14 protein-coding genes and 2 tRNA genes are annotated in these 17036 nt (G+C 70.0%); 15 read left to right on the forward strand and 1 reads right to left on the reverse strand.

Annotated elements, in window-relative coordinates; genetic code table 11:
• The 10 genes from ACWGSM_RS06880 (at nt 1) to ACWGSM_RS06925 (ending at nt 11145) form a co-directional block, all read left to right on the forward strand.
• Nucleotides 1-492, forward strand: a complete 492-nt coding sequence (locus ACWGSM_RS06880; RefSeq protein WP_452322184.1) for an FBP domain-containing protein — start codon at nt 1-3, stop codon at nt 490-492.
• Between the two features lie 84 nt (nt 493-576).
• Nucleotides 577-1368, forward strand: a complete 792-nt coding sequence (locus ACWGSM_RS06885) for an enoyl-CoA hydratase/isomerase family protein (protein WP_452322185.1) — start codon at nt 577-579, stop codon at nt 1366-1368.
• 74 nt (nt 1369-1442) lie between these two features.
• Nucleotides 1443-2774 carry a hypothetical protein gene (locus ACWGSM_RS06890; RefSeq protein ID WP_452322186.1) on the forward strand — a complete coding sequence of 444 codons (1332 nt, stop codon included), beginning with the start codon at nt 1443-1445 and terminating at the stop codon, nt 2772-2774.
• The gene (locus tag ACWGSM_RS06895; protein WP_452322187.1) at nt 2771-3565 is read left to right on the forward strand and encodes an inositol monophosphatase family protein; all 795 of its coding nucleotides are present in this window, start codon (nt 2771-2773) and stop codon (nt 3563-3565) included. The genes ACWGSM_RS06890 and ACWGSM_RS06895 overlap by 4 nt, the downstream gene beginning before the upstream one ends.
• Nucleotides 3566-3846: 281 nt before the next feature.
• A complete protein-coding gene (locus ACWGSM_RS06900; RefSeq protein ID WP_452322188.1) occupies nt 3847-4995 on the forward strand; it encodes a M23 family metallopeptidase in 1149 nt (382 codons plus the stop codon).
• A gap of 66 nt (nt 4996-5061) precedes the next feature.
• Nucleotides 5062-5133 (forward strand) — tRNA-Thr (locus tag ACWGSM_RS06905).
• A gap of 32 nt (nt 5134-5165) precedes the next feature.
• Nucleotides 5166-5239, forward strand: a tRNA-Met gene (locus ACWGSM_RS06910).
• 215 nt (nt 5240-5454) lie between these two features.
• On the forward strand, nt 5455-6924 hold the full coding sequence (locus ACWGSM_RS06915; RefSeq protein WP_452322189.1) for a DUF3375 domain-containing protein: 1470 nt from the start codon (nt 5455-5457) through the stop codon (nt 6922-6924).
• Nucleotides 6917-7798: a DUF4194 domain-containing protein gene (locus ACWGSM_RS06920; protein WP_452322190.1), complete on the forward strand. Its 882-nt coding sequence runs from the start codon at nt 6917-6919 to the stop codon at nt 7796-7798. Before ACWGSM_RS06915 ends, ACWGSM_RS06920 begins: the two co-directional genes overlap by 8 nt.
• Nucleotides 7795-11145: an ATP-binding protein gene (locus ACWGSM_RS06925; RefSeq protein ID WP_452322191.1), complete on the forward strand. Its 3351-nt coding sequence runs from the start codon at nt 7795-7797 to the stop codon at nt 11143-11145. The genes ACWGSM_RS06920 and ACWGSM_RS06925 overlap by 4 nt, the downstream gene beginning before the upstream one ends.
• A gap of 127 nt (nt 11146-11272) precedes the next feature.
• Here ACWGSM_RS06925 and ACWGSM_RS06930 read toward each other — a convergent pair whose 3' ends face one another.
• Complete coding sequence (locus ACWGSM_RS06930) at nt 11273-12637, reverse strand: DUF222 domain-containing protein (protein ID WP_452322192.1); 1365 nt, start codon at nt 12635-12637, stop codon at nt 11273-11275.
• A gap of 170 nt (nt 12638-12807) precedes the next feature.
• Between ACWGSM_RS06930 and truA the strand changes: the two genes are divergently transcribed.
• From truA to glmM, 5 genes are all read left to right on the forward strand, one after another.
• Nucleotides 12808-13656: a tRNA pseudouridine(38-40) synthase TruA gene (truA, locus tag ACWGSM_RS06935; protein ID WP_452322193.1), complete on the forward strand. Its 849-nt coding sequence runs from the start codon at nt 12808-12810 to the stop codon at nt 13654-13656.
• A gap of 63 nt (nt 13657-13719) precedes the next feature.
• Nucleotides 13720-14388, forward strand: coding sequence for an endonuclease/exonuclease/phosphatase family protein (locus ACWGSM_RS06940; protein ID WP_271638490.1), 669 nt, complete (start codon nt 13720-13722; stop codon nt 14386-14388).
• Between the two features lie 176 nt (nt 14389-14564).
• Complete coding sequence (rplM, locus tag ACWGSM_RS06945; protein WP_452322194.1) at nt 14565-15011, forward strand: 50S ribosomal protein L13; 447 nt, start codon at nt 14565-14567, stop codon at nt 15009-15011.
• Between the two features lie 26 nt (nt 15012-15037).
• The gene (gene rpsI / locus ACWGSM_RS06950) at nt 15038-15523 is read left to right on the forward strand and encodes a 30S ribosomal protein S9 (protein ID WP_071640480.1); all 486 of its coding nucleotides are present in this window, start codon (nt 15038-15040) and stop codon (nt 15521-15523) included.
• 17 nt (nt 15524-15540) lie between these two features.
• Nucleotides 15541-16905: a phosphoglucosamine mutase gene (gene glmM, locus ACWGSM_RS06955; protein WP_452322195.1), complete on the forward strand. Its 1365-nt coding sequence runs from the start codon at nt 15541-15543 to the stop codon at nt 16903-16905.
• The last annotated feature ends 131 nt before the right edge of the window (nt 16906-17036 follow it).

Raw genomic sequence — 17036 nt, forward strand, 5'->3', positions numbered from 1 at the left:
ATGCGACCACTCACCGAGGCCCAGGTCCGCGAAGCGATCAAGAACGCCGATGCCGATGAGATCGAGCAGATCGGGATGCCGCACGACTTCGTCCTGACCGACTGGGACTACATCGACTTCCTCGCCTGGCGAGACCCCGAATCGAGCCGGCGCGCGGTCGTGATCGTCGAGCACGACGGGCATCCGATGGGCATCGTGCTGCGCTCGACCGACCCGGCGCGGGTGCGCTCGGGCATGTGCAACATCTGCCGCACCATGCAGCCGGGCAGCCAGGTGGCGCTGCTGACCGCGAGGCGCGGTGGGGCGAAGGGGCGCCGCGGCGACAGCGCGGGCACGTACATCTGCGCCGACCTGTCGTGCCACGACAACGTGCGCCTCGCGCATCCGCTCGCGCCGAGCGAGGTGCGGGCCCCTGGCCAGATCGACCAGCGGCTCGACGGCACGAAGCACCGCATGGAGGACTTCGTCGTTCGCGTCCTGTCAGAGGACTGAGCCCCGGTCGGGGCCTCAGTACCGGCGGTGTGACCCTCAGTACCAGCTAGGCTGAAACCCCGTCCTGCGCATCGAAGGAGAGCCATGTCCGAGCCGCTTCAGCTCACGATCGACGAGGGCCTCGCCCGGCTCACGCTCAACCGCCCGGCGAGCCTGAACGCCTTCGACGCCGATCTGGCGCACGCGTGGCGGGATGCCGCCGCCGAGGCCGTCGCGCGCGACGATGTCGGGGCCATCCTCATCGACGGCAACGGCCGCGCCTTCTGCGCCGGCGGCGACGTGGTCGCGATGTCGGCGAGCATGTCGGGCGGGCACGAGATCACCGCCCTCGCGCAGGTCATCAACGCGGGCATCCTGTCGCTGACCACCTCGGCCCTCCCCGTCGTCGCGGCCGCGCACGGCACCACGGCGGGCGGCGGCCTGGGCATCCTGATGTGCAGCGACTACGCGGTCGTCGGCGCGAGCTCGAAGATCGGCAGCCGCTACGCGAACATCGGACTCACGCCCGACCTGTCAGTCTCGGCGCAGCTCGCACGCGCGGTCGGCGAGCGTCGCGCGCTGCAGCTGCTGCTGCAGGATCGGATGCTGACCGCCGAGGAGGCCGTCGACTGGGGTCTCGTCGCCGAGGCCGTCTCCGGCGCCGATCCGGAGGCGGAGGCGGATGCTGTGCGCGAGCGCGCCGAGCAGGTCGCCCGCTTCTGGCTGGCCGGTGCATCCGCCGCGTACGGGCAGGCGAAGCGCCTGGTGCGCTCGCAGCCGTCGCGCTCGTTCGAGCAGCAGCTGAGCGCCGAGGCCGACTCCATCGGCGCGGCGTTCGACACGGCCGACGCGCAGGCGCGCATCGCCGGATTCGCGGCCGCCTCGCGTAAGCGCTGAGGCTTATCCACAGCATCCGATCGTCCCGACGGGTGCATGCGAGGATGAGACCACCGACCGGGGAGGATCTCACCATGTCCGACGCCACACCGTCAGCCGAGCATCCGGCGAAAGCCGATGCGAACCAGCCCATGTCCTCGAAGCTGCTGCGCGGTGCCATCTGGATCGCGATCGGCGCTCTGATCGCCGCGGCCCTGGTATGTGTGGTCTGGGTTCTGGTCGGCGATCAGGACGGACTGATCGGGCGGGCGTTCCTCACGATCCTGCTGCTCGCCCTGTTCGCAGGCGTCGCGATCGCCGAGGCGCATCTGGCCGAGCGCCGCCCCGACTGGCTCGCCCTCACCAGCATGATCAGCTGGATCATCGTGCTGCTCGTCGGCGCCGTGAAGATCTGGCTGCCGCACGACATCGCCGAGCCCTTCGGCTGGGAGGGCGCGAGGTTCTTCCAGTTCCTGCTCGTGATCGCGGTCCTGCAGCTCGCCTTGGCGCACGTGCGTCTGTTCACGAAGGCCTCCCGCCGCTACGTCACGACGTTCACGCGGGTGATCGTCATGGTCACTTTCGCGATGCTCGCCGGCCTGGTCGCGCTGCTGGTGTTCCACCTCACTTTCCCCGACCAGTTCAGGTACGACGACCTGTACTGGCGCATCGTGGTCGCGCTGGCGATCCTCACCGCCGTCGGCACCACCCTGATCCCGCTGCTGAACGCCCTGTTCGCGCCGCGTGCGCCTCGGCCCGCGCGCCCGGTCGTCGCGGTCGCTCCGCAGCAGATGTGGCCGACCTACGCCGACGGCCGCACGCCGCTGCCGGCGCTTCCCGATGGCAGCCCCGACTTCAACGCGTACTACACCGGCCGTCCGACGTACGCGCCGCAGCAGACGTCGTCGACCTTCCCGCAGCTCGAGGATCCGCATCACGCGTACGGGCAGGCTGCTCACCCCGGCGCGCCGACCGGGTCGCCGACCGTAGCGCCGCGGGTCGAGCCGACGCGGGACGACAGCGCGCCGTTCGCGCATGTTCCCGGGCGGCACGAGGGCGGGCCCGCAGCGGGTGCGCCTTCGGCTCCGCCTGCGCCTCCTGCGCCGGCCGCGTGGCCTGCGCCGGCCGCTCCGGGGATGCCGTCGGGGTCGGGCGCGGCCGGAGTGCCGCCCATGCCGGGCGCTCCGGGTACGCACCCCGCGCCGGGAGCGGCGCACGGCGGACCCGGCGTTCCGACGGTTCCGTCCGCGCCGTCGATGCCCCACCCCACCGCCGCCCCGACCCCTCCGCCGGTGCCGCAGTCTCCGTCTGCGCCGCAGTCTCCGGCGGCGTCGCAGTCTCCGTCTGCGCCGCCGGTTCCGCCCGCGCCCCCGGTCCCGCCGACTGCTGAGCCGCACGCTCCGCAGGGTTCCGAGGATCAGCAGTGACCGCAGCCGATCTGGGGGCACTCGTCGCTGAGGTCGCGCGCGAAGCCGGCGAACTGGCTCGCCGTCGGCGCTCCGAGGGTGTGGCGCTCGCCGCGACCAAATCCACCATCGCCGACATCGTGACCGAGGCCGACCGCGAGGTCGAGCACCTCATCCGCGAGCGAGTGCGGGCCGAGCGTCCGGACGACGGGTTCCTCGGCGAGGAGACGGGTGCCGAGCGCTCTTCGAGCGGATGCACGTGGGTCGTCGACCCGATCGACGGCACGGTCAACTACGCGTACGGCATCCCCGGGTACTCGGTGAGCATCGCCGTCGTCGAGGGCGAGCCCGACCCCGAGCACTGGCAGGGTGTCGCCGCAGCCGTGTGCGCGCCCGCGCTGGGTGAGCTGTTCACCGCAGTCCGCGGCGAGGGTGCATGGCTCGACGGCACGCGTCTGGCCGTCACCACCGAGACGCCCGCCGGAGCCCTGCTCGGCACCGGCTTCGGGTACGACCCGTCGACCCATGACGGCGACCTGGCCACGGTCAGGCGCGCGATGGCCATGGCCCGCGACGTGCGACGCATGGGATCCGCGGCGATCGACCTCGCCTACCTTGCGGCCGGACGCCTCGACGGCTTCTTCGAGCGCGGGTTGAAGCCCTGGGACTTCGCCGCCGGAGCGCTCCTCGTCGAGGAGGCCGGGGGACTCGTCACCCGCCTCGATCCCTCCGCCGCCAGGCCGATGCTGGTCGCCGGCGGCCCCGACATCCACCGTCGACTGTGCGAGCTGATCTCCGACCCGCGCGGCTGAACGGTATGTTCGGACTCATGGCTTTTTCAGCCTGAGCACGATAGCGTTTATCCGATCGTTACTTTCGTCGCCCGAATGGCGAGAGTGACCAAGCCCTTCCCCAGCTTGACCAGAAACCCGAAAGATCCGTTTTGCCCCCTGAGCACACAGAGAACGCCGCTGCCCCGACGCGTCGTTCGAATCGACTTCGCGCCGCTTCAGTGGTCCCCGCGGATTCGACGACTCCGAATGCAGACCAGGTCGTCCCTTCTTCGGCATCCGCTGTCGCCGCCGCTGCGGCCGTGACCGCCGCCGCCGTCTCGGCTGCCGCGACCAGCCGCCGCGCACGCCGGATGTCCGCAGGCGGAAGTTCCGAGGCGCAGACCATCGCCGAGCCCGAGGCCGTCATCGCCGCGCCCGCGGCGGTCATCGCCGAGATCGTCGCATCTATGGCATCCGCCGCAGCACCCGCCCCCGCGCCCGCTGTGCGCGAGGAGCCGGCCGCGATCGTCGATCCCGTCGCAGTCTCGGCATCCACCGACTCTTCCGCGACGGCGCCCGCCGGCGCAGCCCCGACCGGCTCCGATCCGTTCGCGGCCGCATCGGAGGCCTTCGGCTTCCGTCCCGTCGATGACCAGCCCGTCGACGAGGTTCCCGTCGCCGACCAGCCCGTGTCTGCGGGCGTCGTGGTCTCGCACGTCGCTCCGCGGCGGCCGCGCGTCGCGCGGTTCGTCGCCGCGGGCGCGAGCCTCGGCATCATGGGCGTCGCCGGCCTCATCGCCGTGTCGATGACTCTGCCCGTCTCTGCCGTCGCCGCCACGCAGGGTGGCGCAAAGGCATCCCTCGTCGCCGGCACATCTGCCGCCTCTTCCTCGGCGAAGAAGGGCGATGGCGAGATTCAGGCGTTCGTCGCCCCCGCCGACGTGCAGGGCGAGTCGCTCGCCCGCTCCGACTCGTACTCGACGATCTCGCTCGCGCAGGTCGCCGCCGAAGAGGGCATCAAGTTCTCCGAGAGCCTGTACACGAACGACCCCGAGGCGGCCATCCAGTGGCCGTTCAAGGTCGGCGTGGCGATGAGCTCGCCCTACGGACAGCGCTGGGGCCGACTGCACGCCGGCATCGACCTCGTTCCGGGAGAGGGCGCGCCCATCCAGGCGATCGCCGACGGCACGGTGCGCACCGCCACCGAATCCGGCGGCGCATACGGCGTGACGATCTACATCGACCACGTCATCGACGGTCAGGTCGTGACGAGCCACTACGCGCACATGCAGCACGGCTCGATGCAGGTCAAGGCCGGCGACAAGGTCAAGGTGGGCGACGTCATCGGTCACGTCGGCAACACCGGTCGTTCGTACGGCGCGCACCTGCATTTCGAGATCATCATCAACGGCTCGACCGTCGATCCGCTGCCGTGGATGCAGCGAAACGCCGGGCGTTACGAGTACTAGGCCTCGATTTCGCGCGAGACACCGCGAGGTGATAATCTCATCTGGTTGCCCGGAGACGGGCAGCACGCCCCGATAGCTCAGTGGCAGAGCACTTCCATGGTAAGGAAGGGGTCGTCAGTTCAATCCTGACTCGGGGCTCGCAGCATTCGCATTTCGATCGGATGCCCTGCGGCAGGGTAGCTCAGTTGGTGAGAGCGCACGACTCATAATCGTGAGGTCGCGGGTTCAAGCCCCGCTCCTGCTACAGATGAAGACCCCCGGTTCGCCGGGGGTTTCGTCGTCTCCGGGCACGCTTCGCGGGGGCCGGGGGCGTCTACGACGACGAGACGTGTGTTCCAGCACGGGACCTGCCTGCCGAAGGTCGGTTTCATGCTGCAACGCAAGTCTCGCGGGGGCCGGCAGGGCCGGCGGGGCCGGCGGGAGACTGCAGCGTCCGACCTGCCCGATAAACTGGAGCCGATGACTGGCGCGCGTGCCGAGGCGGCATACTCTCGCTCCCTCGCGGCGTTCCGAACGCCGACGCTGGGGCTGCTTCACGGTCGCCAGGCGCCGTTCGTCATCGCCGCGCTGTCGATGCTGTTCTCGGCCGAACGTCCCGCCGTTCCCGTCGCGGATGCCCATGCCGAGGTCGCCGAGGCTCTCGACGAGCTGCGTGCCGCCGGCCACGACGATGACGACCGCCGCATCCCCTCCGGCAGTGGCCGCGAGGTGTGCCGCACCTGGGCGAAGCAGGGCTGGCTCGTGCAGCAGATCGACGAAGACGTCGAGGTGTACCGGCTCTCGGCGCATGCTGTCGAGGCGCTCGAGATCACCGGCCGCACCGGCGGCGGGCGCACCCGCGTGTCGAACTCGCGCGTGCGCACCCTGCTCGACGCGGTCGAACGGCTGGCCGACGAGGCCGAAGCCGACCCGGTGAAGCGGATCGCGCGCCTCACCGCCGAACGGGATGCGCTCGACGCCGAGATCCTGCGGGTGCAGGCGAACGGCACGGTTCTCGTCGACGACGAGGAGCTGTACGAAGAGGCCGAGAACATCCTGCATCTGGCGCGCGAGCTGCCCGCCGACTTCACCCGCGTGGCCGAGTCGCTCAAGGCGATGCAGCGCGATGTCGTCGCGCACCTGCGCCGTGATGAGCGACCGACCGGCGAGGTGCTGCGCGAATACCTGCAGCGCGCCAAGGACGTCATGCAGTCGACTCCCGAAGGGCGGGCCTTCGCCGGAGCCCTGCGGCTGATCGGCGACCCGGACCGCATCGACGCCCTCACCGAGCAGCTGCACGACCTGCTCGCGCATCCCTTCGCCCGGCACCTCGACCAGACGCAGCGGGCGGAGTTCGACGCGATCGGCCGCCGGGTCGAGCTGGGGGTCGAAGAGGTGCTGGCCGCTCAGCGCCGCGCCTCGCACGTGATCACCGGACAGGTGAAGACGCACGACCCGCTGCGTGATCGGCAGATCGACGACCTGCTGCGCGATGTCATCTCCGGGCTGCACCACTGGGCGCAGACCGCGCCGGCGAGTGCGACGGTCGAGCCGGTGCGCAGCCTGCCGCTGATCGACCTCGGTCGGCTGCGTCAGACGGTGGGCGACGTACGCCCGCCCGGCGCTCCCGCCCCGCTGACGGATGCCGACGACGTCGAGTACCTCGAAGCCGACTCACGCTCGTGGGGCGGCCCGAGGTATGCCGAGCTCGAGGCGTACGTGGCGGGTCTCGGCGAGGGATTCGACCTGGGGGATGCCTTCGCGCACGCTCCCGACGACACGCGCCGCCCGGTCGACCTGGTCGGTCTGCTCGAGATCGCGCACCGCAACGGCATGAACGAGACCGACGGTCTGTCGACCGTCGAGACGCTGCGCCCCGACGGCACCACGAGGCGCTTCGCGTTCGTCTCGGCGACCGCTCGCGCAGCCGAGGAGGACGACGATGACTGACGAGACTGCCGCTTCCGGCCCGGCCACCCGCCAGGCATCCGCGCCGGAGATGGACAACGCGGGTGGGGATGCCGTGGGACCGGCGTTCTCCATCCCTGAGTCGATGGCCCGGGGTCGGACATCCGGGTCCGGGATGGAGAACGCGGGTGGGGATGCCGTGGGACCGGCGTTCTCCATCCCTGGGCGATCCGACGACCGCGCGGACGCCCACACCGAGGCGCCGTTCATCGCGCCCGTCGCGATGGAGGACGACCCCGATGAGCTCTTCCCCGGAGACCGCGGCACGCTCGACCCGGAGGTGCGACGCGTGCTCGTGCACGTGCTGCAGCGGCGGTTCCTCAGCGCCGACAGCCGCGCCGAATGGGCGCTGCTGCTCGAGCACCAGCAGCTGATCGAGTCGCGCATGCACGACCTGTATCTGCGCCTGGTCGTCGACCTCGGCCGCGGTGTGGCGTACAAGCAGCAGGTGCGCTCCGACGAGTTCGAGGTGCCGATCCTGCTCAAGGACGCGCCGTACAACCGCACCGAGACGCTCGTGCTCGTGCATCTGCGCACGGTCTTCCAGCGCGAGTCGGCGGCGGGGGAGCCGGCGCCGCGCATCGACATCGAAGACATCGAGCAGACGGTGCTCAGCTATCTGACGGATGCCGACGGCAGCACGGCTCGTCAGCAGAAGGCGATCCGCGCGGCGCTCGAGCGGCTCGACCGCGAGGGCGTGATCGACGAGGAGACTCTCGGGCGCTACCGGATCAGCCCGCTGGTCGAGGTGGTGCTGAGCGCCGAGAAGCTCGCCGAGCTGCGCGCGTGGCTGCGCGAGCAGGCGGCGCAGCAGGCATCCCGAGCGGCAACCGCTCAGAAGGAGGCAGCGCGGTGACGATGCTCGACACGCTCTTCGGCCTGATCCCCGCAGATTCCCGCGGCCAGCAGTGGGTCGCCGAAGACCTGCAGCTGATCAACTGGGGCGGCTACGACGGCGGACCGCACCGGGTGCGGTTCTCACCGAACGCGACCATGCTGTGCGGCGGCTCCGGATCGGGCAAGTCGACTCTGATGGATGCCTACATCGCCCTGATGATGCCGCACACCACACCGTTCAACGGCGCCTCCAACGGCGGGATCACCGGCCGCCCGCGGGGGGACGAGCAGCGCAACATCCTCTCGTACGGTCGCGGCAAGATCGACGAGTCGCGCACCGACGAGGGCACCAGGCTGCGCGTGCTGCGCGGCGACGGCGAAGACACCTGGACGGCCATCGCGATGACGTGGCTCGACCACGACGGATCCCGGTTCACGGCGCTGCGCGCCTGGTACATCCCGGCGGGTGCGCGCGTCCTCGAAGACACCGTGCGGGTGCGTGCGACGACCGACGGGTTCTTCGACCTCGCCCGCCTCGAAGAGGCCGCCTCGCAGCGGCTCGCCGACTCGGCGCTGCGCGCCCTAGGGCTCGACACTCTCGGCACCGACCGCGAGTTCTCAGCTCGCCTGCACGCCGTGCTGGGCATCGGCGCGGCGGGTTCCGGCGCGAAGGCGATGAGCCTGCTCGCCCGCATCCAGGCCGGTCAGCAGATCACGACGGTCGACGATCTGTACAAGCGGCTGGTTCTCGAAGAGCCCGAGACGATGGCGACGGCGGATGCCGTGGTCGCGCACTTCGACGAGCTCGAGAGCACCCGCGCGAGCATGATCACCGCGCGCCAGCAGGTGAACGCGCTCGAGCCGATCCCTGGCATCCGGGATCGCATCACCGCGGCCGCAGAGCGGGTGCGCCTGATCGACGAGGTGGGCGACTTCGCCTCACCCGACTCGCGCGCGACGCTGTGGCGGGCCCAGCGCCGCCTCGATCTGCTGCGCGAGGTCGAGGACGAGCTGCGCGACCGCACGCACGCTCTCGATCTGACCCTGCGTGAGAAGAAGGCGCTCGTCGACGCCGCCGAAGCCGAGCGCGACGGCCTGCTCGACCTGCTGCGTCAGTCCGGCGGCGACCGGCTCGAGACCGCGCAGCGCGAACTGCGCGCGGTCGAGCGGCGCCTCGCCGAGGTGCGGCGCGAGCGCGACCGGTTCGACGCGGTGCTGACCGAGCTCGGACTGTCGGCGGCGACGGCCGCGGAGTTCGCCGAGGTGCAGACGGCCGCCCGCGCGGCACAGTCCGAAGCATCCGCTCGCCGGCAGGCCAGGGCGACGTTCGCCGAGGCCGAGTCCGCCCGGCAGGCGCTCGCGAAGCGCCGTCGTGCGCTCGCCGAGGAGCGGGCGGAGGCGGATCGGCTGCGCGGCAGCATCCCTCCCGCCCTCGACCGGGCACGCGTGCTGCTGGCCGAGGCGGCCGGTCTCGACGTCGACGCCCTGCCGTTCGTGGGCGAGCTGATCGAGGTGCGCACCGAGTTCGAGCCGTGGCGCGAGGCGTTCAATCTCGCCCTCGGCGGGTTCGCGACGACGATCCTGCTCGACGACGCGCACCTCGACCGGTTCCGGGCGGCGATCGACGAGGTGCGCCTGCCGATCCGGCTGCGCTACGAAGGCGTCCAGACCGGGCTGGCCGAGTCGCCGAACGCCGATGCGCGAACCCTGCCCGGCCGTGTCGACCACCGCTCCACGCCGTTCACCGGCTGGCTGCAGCAGCGCCTCGACGAGCGCTTCGGGTTCGTGTGCGTCGACTCGTCGGCGCAGCTGGGGGCGCACTCGATGGCGCTCACCATCGCGGGTCAGATGTCGCAGGGCAGTCGGGGCGCGCACGGCGGGCACGGGCGCGAGAACGTACTGGGCTTCTCGAACGAGCGGCGCCTGCGCGCACTCGACGAGCAGGCCGCGGCGCTCGAGGCGGAGGCGGCGGCGGCGACCGCCGCCGTGACCGACGCGGAGGCGGCGATGGATGCCATCGAGCAGCGCTCGACGGCATTCGCGATGATCCATGACCTGACCTGGGAGCAGATCGACGTCGCGTCCCTCGAAGCGGAGGTCGAGCGCTGGCAGGCCGTCGAGGCGGAGGTCACCACGACGAATCCCGAGATCGCCGATCTGCGCGAGCGCGCCGAGAGCCTGAAAGTTCGAGCCGCCGTGCTGCGCGACGAGATCGGCGCGCTCGGCGCGCAGCGCGCCGACGCCCAGGAGCGCTGGGGTGCGGTGACCGACGACGTCGACGAGTGCCAGCGGGTGGTCGACGAGGCGGCGGAGATGTCGGTCGGCGATGCGCAGGCGGCGTTCCTCGATGAACGGTTCATGCTCGACCGCGGTGCGGGGGAGGGCGCGGGGGCGTCGGCGAGCGACCGCCTCGCTCGGCTCGACCTGGCGCTGACGTCGGCGGCGGCACGCCTGGCATCCGATCGCCGCGCCGCGGTCGAGGCGCACGACGAGCAGCGGGAGCGGATGCTGCAGCTGATGTCGTCGTTCCTCGAGAGGTGGCCGAACCTCAACCTGCTGCCGGATCCGGATGCCTCGGTGCCCGAGTTCCTCGGCATCCTCGAGGCGCTGCGTACGAACGGGCTGCACGAGCTCGAGAGCGAATGGCGCGACAGTCTGCTGGGGCTCTCGGGCAACGACCTGACCAGCCTCGATTCGACGCTGAGCCGATCGGTGCGCGAGATCAGGGAGCGCATCGAGCCGATCAACAGCATCATGCGCGAGCTGCCGTTCTACGACGACCGGCATCGCCTGCAGATCTCGCCGCGCGAGAACCAGTCCGAGGCCCGCCGGCGCTTCCGTCGAGAGCTGCGCGAGGTGCGCGGGCTGATCGAGGCGGCATCGACCGACGACGAGCGCGAGCACGCGTACAAGCGGATGAGCCGTCTGATCGGGCGGATGCGTCGCACGGCGCCCGACTTCGCCGAGCTGATCGATGTGCGCAACCACGTGCGCGTGTCGGCCGAGCGGGTGCTCGCCGAGACGGGGGAGCACGTCGCCCTGTACGACCACATCGGCGAGAAGTCGGGTGGTGAGTCGCAGGAGCTGGTCGCGTTCATCGTCGGCGCGGCTCTGCGATATCAGCTGGGGGATGCCGGCGCGTCGCGTCCGCGCTACGCCCCGGTGTTCATGGACGAGGCGCTGATCAAGGCCGACGCGCACTTCACCAAGCGCGCGATCGGCGCGTGGCGGGGGCTGGGCTTCCAGCTCGTGATCGGCGCGCCGAACGACAAGTACAGCGCGATCGAGCCGCACGTCGATGTGGAGTACACGATCCTCAAGGACACGCGAGGTCGGTCGTGGGCGAAGCCGAAGGTCGCGGTCTGAGGCAGCGATTCCTGGTGGCGCGTGCCAGCGGGGTCGCGCGGGTCAAGCGGGGCAGCGCGGCCGGGCCGCAGCCTCCGGCAAGGCCGCGGGACTGCCAGGGCAGAGCAGAGCGCAGCGATCGGCGCCGTCAGGCGGCGATGTCGTAGCGGGCTCTGCCGCCGAGGCGGGGTGCGCGGGTGCGATCGATGTGTGGTGGTGGGATGAACCACACTCGTCCCCTGATGCCCGAGCGCGCATCGGTGTTCTCGATCCGGATCTCCCACCCGTTGTCATGGATGCGATGGTGACAGGTCGAGCACAGCAGGATCCCGTTGGCGAGGTCCGTCGGCCCGGTGTCTCGGTTCCACCAGGCGATGTGGTGCACTTCGGTCATGTTCGGTGGGAGTCCGCACATCGCGCATCCGCCGTCTCGGTCGACGAGGGCGACTTTCTGCTGTCGGGTGAACAGGCGCTTCTCGCGTCCCCAGTCGAGGATGTCCCCGGCGCTGTCGAGCACGCAGGGGATGACGCCGCCGCTGGCGGCCATCCGGCGGATCGCGGTGACGGAGATGGGCTGGTCGATCCCGTCGATGCTTCCCGCGCCCGTGCCCGCTTCGAGATCCGATGCGTTGATGCGGACGATGACGGTGGCACCGCTGACGGGCATCCGGCTGTCGCAGTCGAGCGCGTGCGCGCAGAACAGGGTGAGGGCGTCGGCGCGCATCATGGTGACGGTGCGCTGATCGGCATCCGCATCAACGACGCCCGTGTCGGCCAGGTCTTTGCGGGCCTGGAACTGTGCCGACACGTATCCGTCGATCGCGGCTTTGATCGGCGCGCCTTCTTCGACGGGGGTGACGAGGTTGAGGTGCAGCATGCCGTCGCGTTCGAACATGCTCAGCGCCCGCTGCGCGCGGTGTTCTTCTTCTCGCGCTTCGAGCTTGTCGGCTTCGAGTACCGCTTCGGCGCGCTTGACGAGTCGGCGCACGTCATCCAGCGACAGTCCCACGGCCCGCTCGACGAGCTGCTGCTCGACATCCGCCACAAGATCTTTGTCGGCCCCGATCCGGGCCCGGTCGAGGAACTCCACGATCACCGCCGCCCCGGTACCACCCAGGCGGCCGGAGGTGACGGCACCCTGCACGGCCGGGTACTTCGCCGGCGCCGGCTCGCCGAGCAGGTTCTGCCGGGGCGCGATCGCCTCGCCGACTTTCACCAGCCGCGCCGCGTCTCCCGCGCTGGTGCCGGTGGTGGTCGCGATGAGCTGCGCGGTGTTGCGGAATCCTTGCTGCTTCGCCAGCGACTCCGCACCCAGCTCCGGTCGGGATTCGTGCGCGATGGCCGCGGCGACGTCGGCCTGCAGGGCATCCAGCGCCCGCCGCGCGGACCCGATGGCGCGGGTCATCGACACGAGGTCTGACCGGTCGAGGTCGGCCGCGGAGCCGGCATCCGCCCACACCCCGGCGAGAGCCGTGACGGCTTCTCGCAACGGGTGCAGAGCGGATGCTGACATGTGAAAAGCCTAAACGCCGGCCAACCACAAGTCAAGCAGAATTACGAAGAAAACTGTACCACTTCTCCGCAAATATCGAAACTATATGCGACTCAAGAAACGCGTCGGTCAGGCATCCTAGGCATCAACCGCCGACATCCGCGGCCGGCCCTCGCGTCTAGGCTGAACAGGTGCGCATCCGCCTCGACATCGCCTACGACGGCACCCATTTCCGCGGCTGGGCCAAGCAGCCGGGCCTGCGCACGGTGCAGGGCACGATCGAGGCGGCGCTCGCCCGCATCCTCGGCTCCGAGGCGCAGCTGGTCGTCGCGGGTCGGACGGATGCCGGGGTGCACGCCTCCGATCAGGTCGCGCACGTCGACCTCGATGACGCCCAGTGGGCTCGGCTGCAGACGCGGCACGGCCATGCGGCCACCGATCCTGCGGGGTCGCTCGCCCGTCGCATCCGGGGTGTGCTCGGCAACTACCCCGACGTGACCGTCACCCGCACCAGCCTCGCGCCCGGGGGATTCGACGCGCGCTTCTCGGCCGTGTGGCGTCGGTACGCCTACCGGCTCGCCGACGCCACGGTCGGCTACGACCCGATGCGCCGCAACGACACCACGACGATCCGCGCCGCGCTCGACGTCGGGCGGATGGATGCGTCAGCGCAGACCCTCATCGGCCTGCACGACTTCGCCGCCTACTGCAAGCCGCGGGAGGAAGCGACGACGATCCGCACCCTGCTCGACTACCGGTGGACACGCGATCGCGACGGCGTGCTGATCGCCGAGGTGAAGGCCGACGCGTTCTGCCACAGCATGGTTCGCGCCCTGGTCGGCGCGTGCGTGGCGGTGGGGGAGGGCAAGCTCGAGGTGGTGGATGTCGCCCGGCTGCGCGACGAGCTCACCCGCACGAGCGCGTTCAAGGTGCTGCCGGCGAGGGGACTCACTCTCGTCGAGGTCGGGTATCCGGCTGACGAACTGCTGGCATCCCGCGCCGAGCAGACGCGCGCCCGACGCGACCGCGACGAGGAATAGTCCCGGTCGAGCCTCTCGCGCAACCCCGTCGCGCGCTCGGATGGCGCCGGTAACGTGGCGGGCATGAGAGTGATCTCGTATAACCTTCGCAAGCATCGCGCCGCAACGGAGCTGGCGGCGCTCGTCGCGGAGCACGATCCCGACATCCTCTGTCTGCAGGAGTGCGACACCACGGCCCTTCCGGATGCCATCGGCGGACTCTCCCTCGTGCACACCACCAGCGGCAATCGGCTAGGGCTCGCGATGTACCTGCGCCGCAACACGTTCCAGGTCGAGCAGGTGCGCACGATCGGGCTGAAGAAGTCGCTGCACGATCGGGTGCTGAAGCCCGCGCACGAGCGTGTGCTCGGCGCGCAGCTGCGCGACATCGACACCGGGCGGGGGCTGATCGTCGCGTCGTTCCACGCCGCGCCCCTCACCGCGCTCAACTCGCTGCGCCGCAATCAGATCAGAGCGGGTCTCGACGCCCTGCAGGACCTCGGCCCCGGGATGCCCGTGCTCATGGTGGGCGACTACAACTACCCCGTGTTCAAAGAGAGCCTCGGCCAGACCGTGCGCGACCACGGGTACACGCTCACCCTCAGCGACGACCGCACGTACACGCGCTACCGCGTGTTCAAGGGGCACTACGACTTCGCGACCTCGGTCGGCTTCGACATCTCGAAGATCACGACCCTGCCGCAGGCCACGAGCGACCATCGCCCGATCCTGGTGACCGCCGAGGCCGAGTAGTTCGGCCTCAGCCTCCGGATGCTGTAAGGTTGACCCTTGGTGTGTGATCAACTGCGGTCGCACCCGCGAACGTGAGCCCTCCACTGGCGCGTGTTCCACTCGGATCCTCGAGACGGAACCCACCCCGGAGTGGGATTCACGAACCTCTCCGTTCGAATCAAGAAAGCAGCACTATCGTGACGCGCACTTACACCCCGAAGGCCGGGCAGGTCCAGCGTGACTGGATCGTCATCGACGCCACCGACGTCGTTCTCGGCCGCCTGGCATCGCACGCAGCAGCAATCCTGCGTGGCAAGCACAAGCCCACCTTCGCCCCGCACGTCGACGTGGGTGACTTCGTCATCATCGTCAACGCCGAGAAGGTCGCCCTCACGGGTCAGAAGCTCCAGAAGAAGATGGCCTACCGCCACTCCGGCTACCCGGGCGGTCTGACCGCCACGAGCTACGCCGAGCTCCTCGAGAAGCACCCGGTTCGCGCCGTGGAGAAGGCCGTCCGCGGCATGCTCCCGAAGAACACCCTGGGTCGTCAGCAGCTGTCGAAGCTCAAGGTGTACGCAGGTGCCGAGCACCCGCACGCCGCTCAGCAGCCCACGCCGTACACCCTCGACCAGGTCGCCCAGTAAGCGCCGTAAGACTTAAGGACATACTCGTGGCTGAAATCCAGGACACCACCGAATTCCCGCAGACCTTCTCGACCTCGAGCCCTGAGGCAGAGGTCCAGGAGTCGGCTCCCCGCCCCGTGCTCTCCGTTCCCGGTGCCGCTGTCGGCCGTCGCAAGCAGGCCATCGCCCGCGTGCGTCTGGTTCCCGGCTCGGGCACCATCACCATCAACGGTCGCACGCTCGAGGACTACTTCCCGAACAAGCTGCACCAGCAGCTGATCAACGACCCCTTCACGGTGCTGAACCTGCAGGGTGCGTACGACGTCATCGCCCGCATCTCGGGTGGCGGCGACTCGGGCCAGGCCGGCGCGCTGCGCCTCGGCATCGCCCGTGCGCTGAACAACATCGACGCCGAGAACAACCGCCCGACCCTCAAGAAGGCCGGCTTCCTCTCGCGCGACGCTCGCGTCATCGAGCGCAAGAAGGCCGGTCTCAAGAAGGCCCGCAAGGCTCCTCAGTACTCGAAGCGCTGATCCGCGCAGTTCCTGTTATGGCACTGTTCGGAACGGACGGCGTGCGGGGGCTGGCCAACGGTCAGCTCCTCACCGCCGAACTTGCGCTCCACCTGGCCCAGGCGACTGCTGTCGTCCTGGGCCAGGGCCGTATCGCCGAGGCGCGTCGCACCGCCGGCAAGCGGCTCACCGCTGTCGTCGCGCGTGATCCGCGCATCTCGGGGCACTTCCTCAGCGCCGCGGTCGAGGCGGGTCTCGCGTCGTCGGGCGTGGATGTGCTCGATGCGGGCATCCTGCCCACGCCGGCCGCGGCGTTCCTCATCTCGGACATCGACGCCGACTTCGGCGTGATGATCTCGGCCTCGCACAACGCGGCCCCCGACAACGGCATCAAGATCTTCGCGCGCGGCGGAGTGAAGCTGCCCGATGTCGTCGAACAGCGCATCGAAGAGCACATCGAGTCTCGGGAGAAGCTGCAGCCGACCGGCGGCGACGTCGGTCGCGTCATCCGGTTCTCGGATGCCGAGGATCGCTACGTCATGCACCTGCTGGCCTCGCTGCCGCACCGGCTCGACGGCATCCACGTCGTTCTCGACTGCGCCAACGGCGCGGCATCCGGCGCCTCGCCCGAGGTGTTCACCGCGGCGGGCGCCAAGGTCACCGTCATCGGGGCGGATCCCGATGGCCTGAACATCAACGACGGCGTCGGATCGACCCACCTCGACAAGCTCGCGGCGGAGGTCATCCGCGTCGGAGCCGACATCGGCATCGCACACGACGGCGACGCCGACCGCTGCCTCGCCGTCGACGCCGACGGGAAGATCGTCGACGGCGACCAGATCATGGCCATCCTGGCCGTGGCGATGAAGAGCCGCGGCAAGCTGGTCGACGACACGCTCGTCGCCACCGTGATGAGCAACCTCGGCCTGCACATCGCCATGCGCGAGCAGGGCATCACCGTGCGTCAGACCGCGGTGGGCGACCGTTACGTGCTCGAGGACATGAACGCCGGCGGCTACTCGCTCGGCGGCGAGCAGTCGGGTCACGTGATCATGAGCGATTTCGCCACCACCGGCGACGGCCTGCTCACGGGGCTCCACCTGGTCGCCGAGATGGCGCGTCAGAAGAAGTCGATCGCCGAACTGGCCTCGATCATGACGGTCTACCCGCAGGTGATGATCAACGTGAAGGACGTCGACAAGGACGCCGTCTCGGATCACGCCGGCGTACAGGAAGCCGTGAAGGACGTCGAGGCCCAGCTGGGCGCGACCGGCCGGGTGCTGCTGCGCAAGTCGGGCACCGAGCCGCTCGTGCGCGTGATGGTCGAGGCAGCGGATGCCGAGACCGCGAACTCCCACGCGGAATCGTTGGCGCGCACGGTGCGACAGCACCTCGCGCTCTGAGACGCCCTCCGGTCAGAAAGGCGGTCACCCTCGCGGGTGGCCGCCTTTTCGCATGCCCGGCAGAGAAGACGGGAGCGGCCCCAGCGAGTGGGGACTCAGCAGGGGCCGCTGACACGGGCCGCTGGGGACAG

Source organism: Microbacterium sp. NPDC055521, assembly GCF_053619695.1.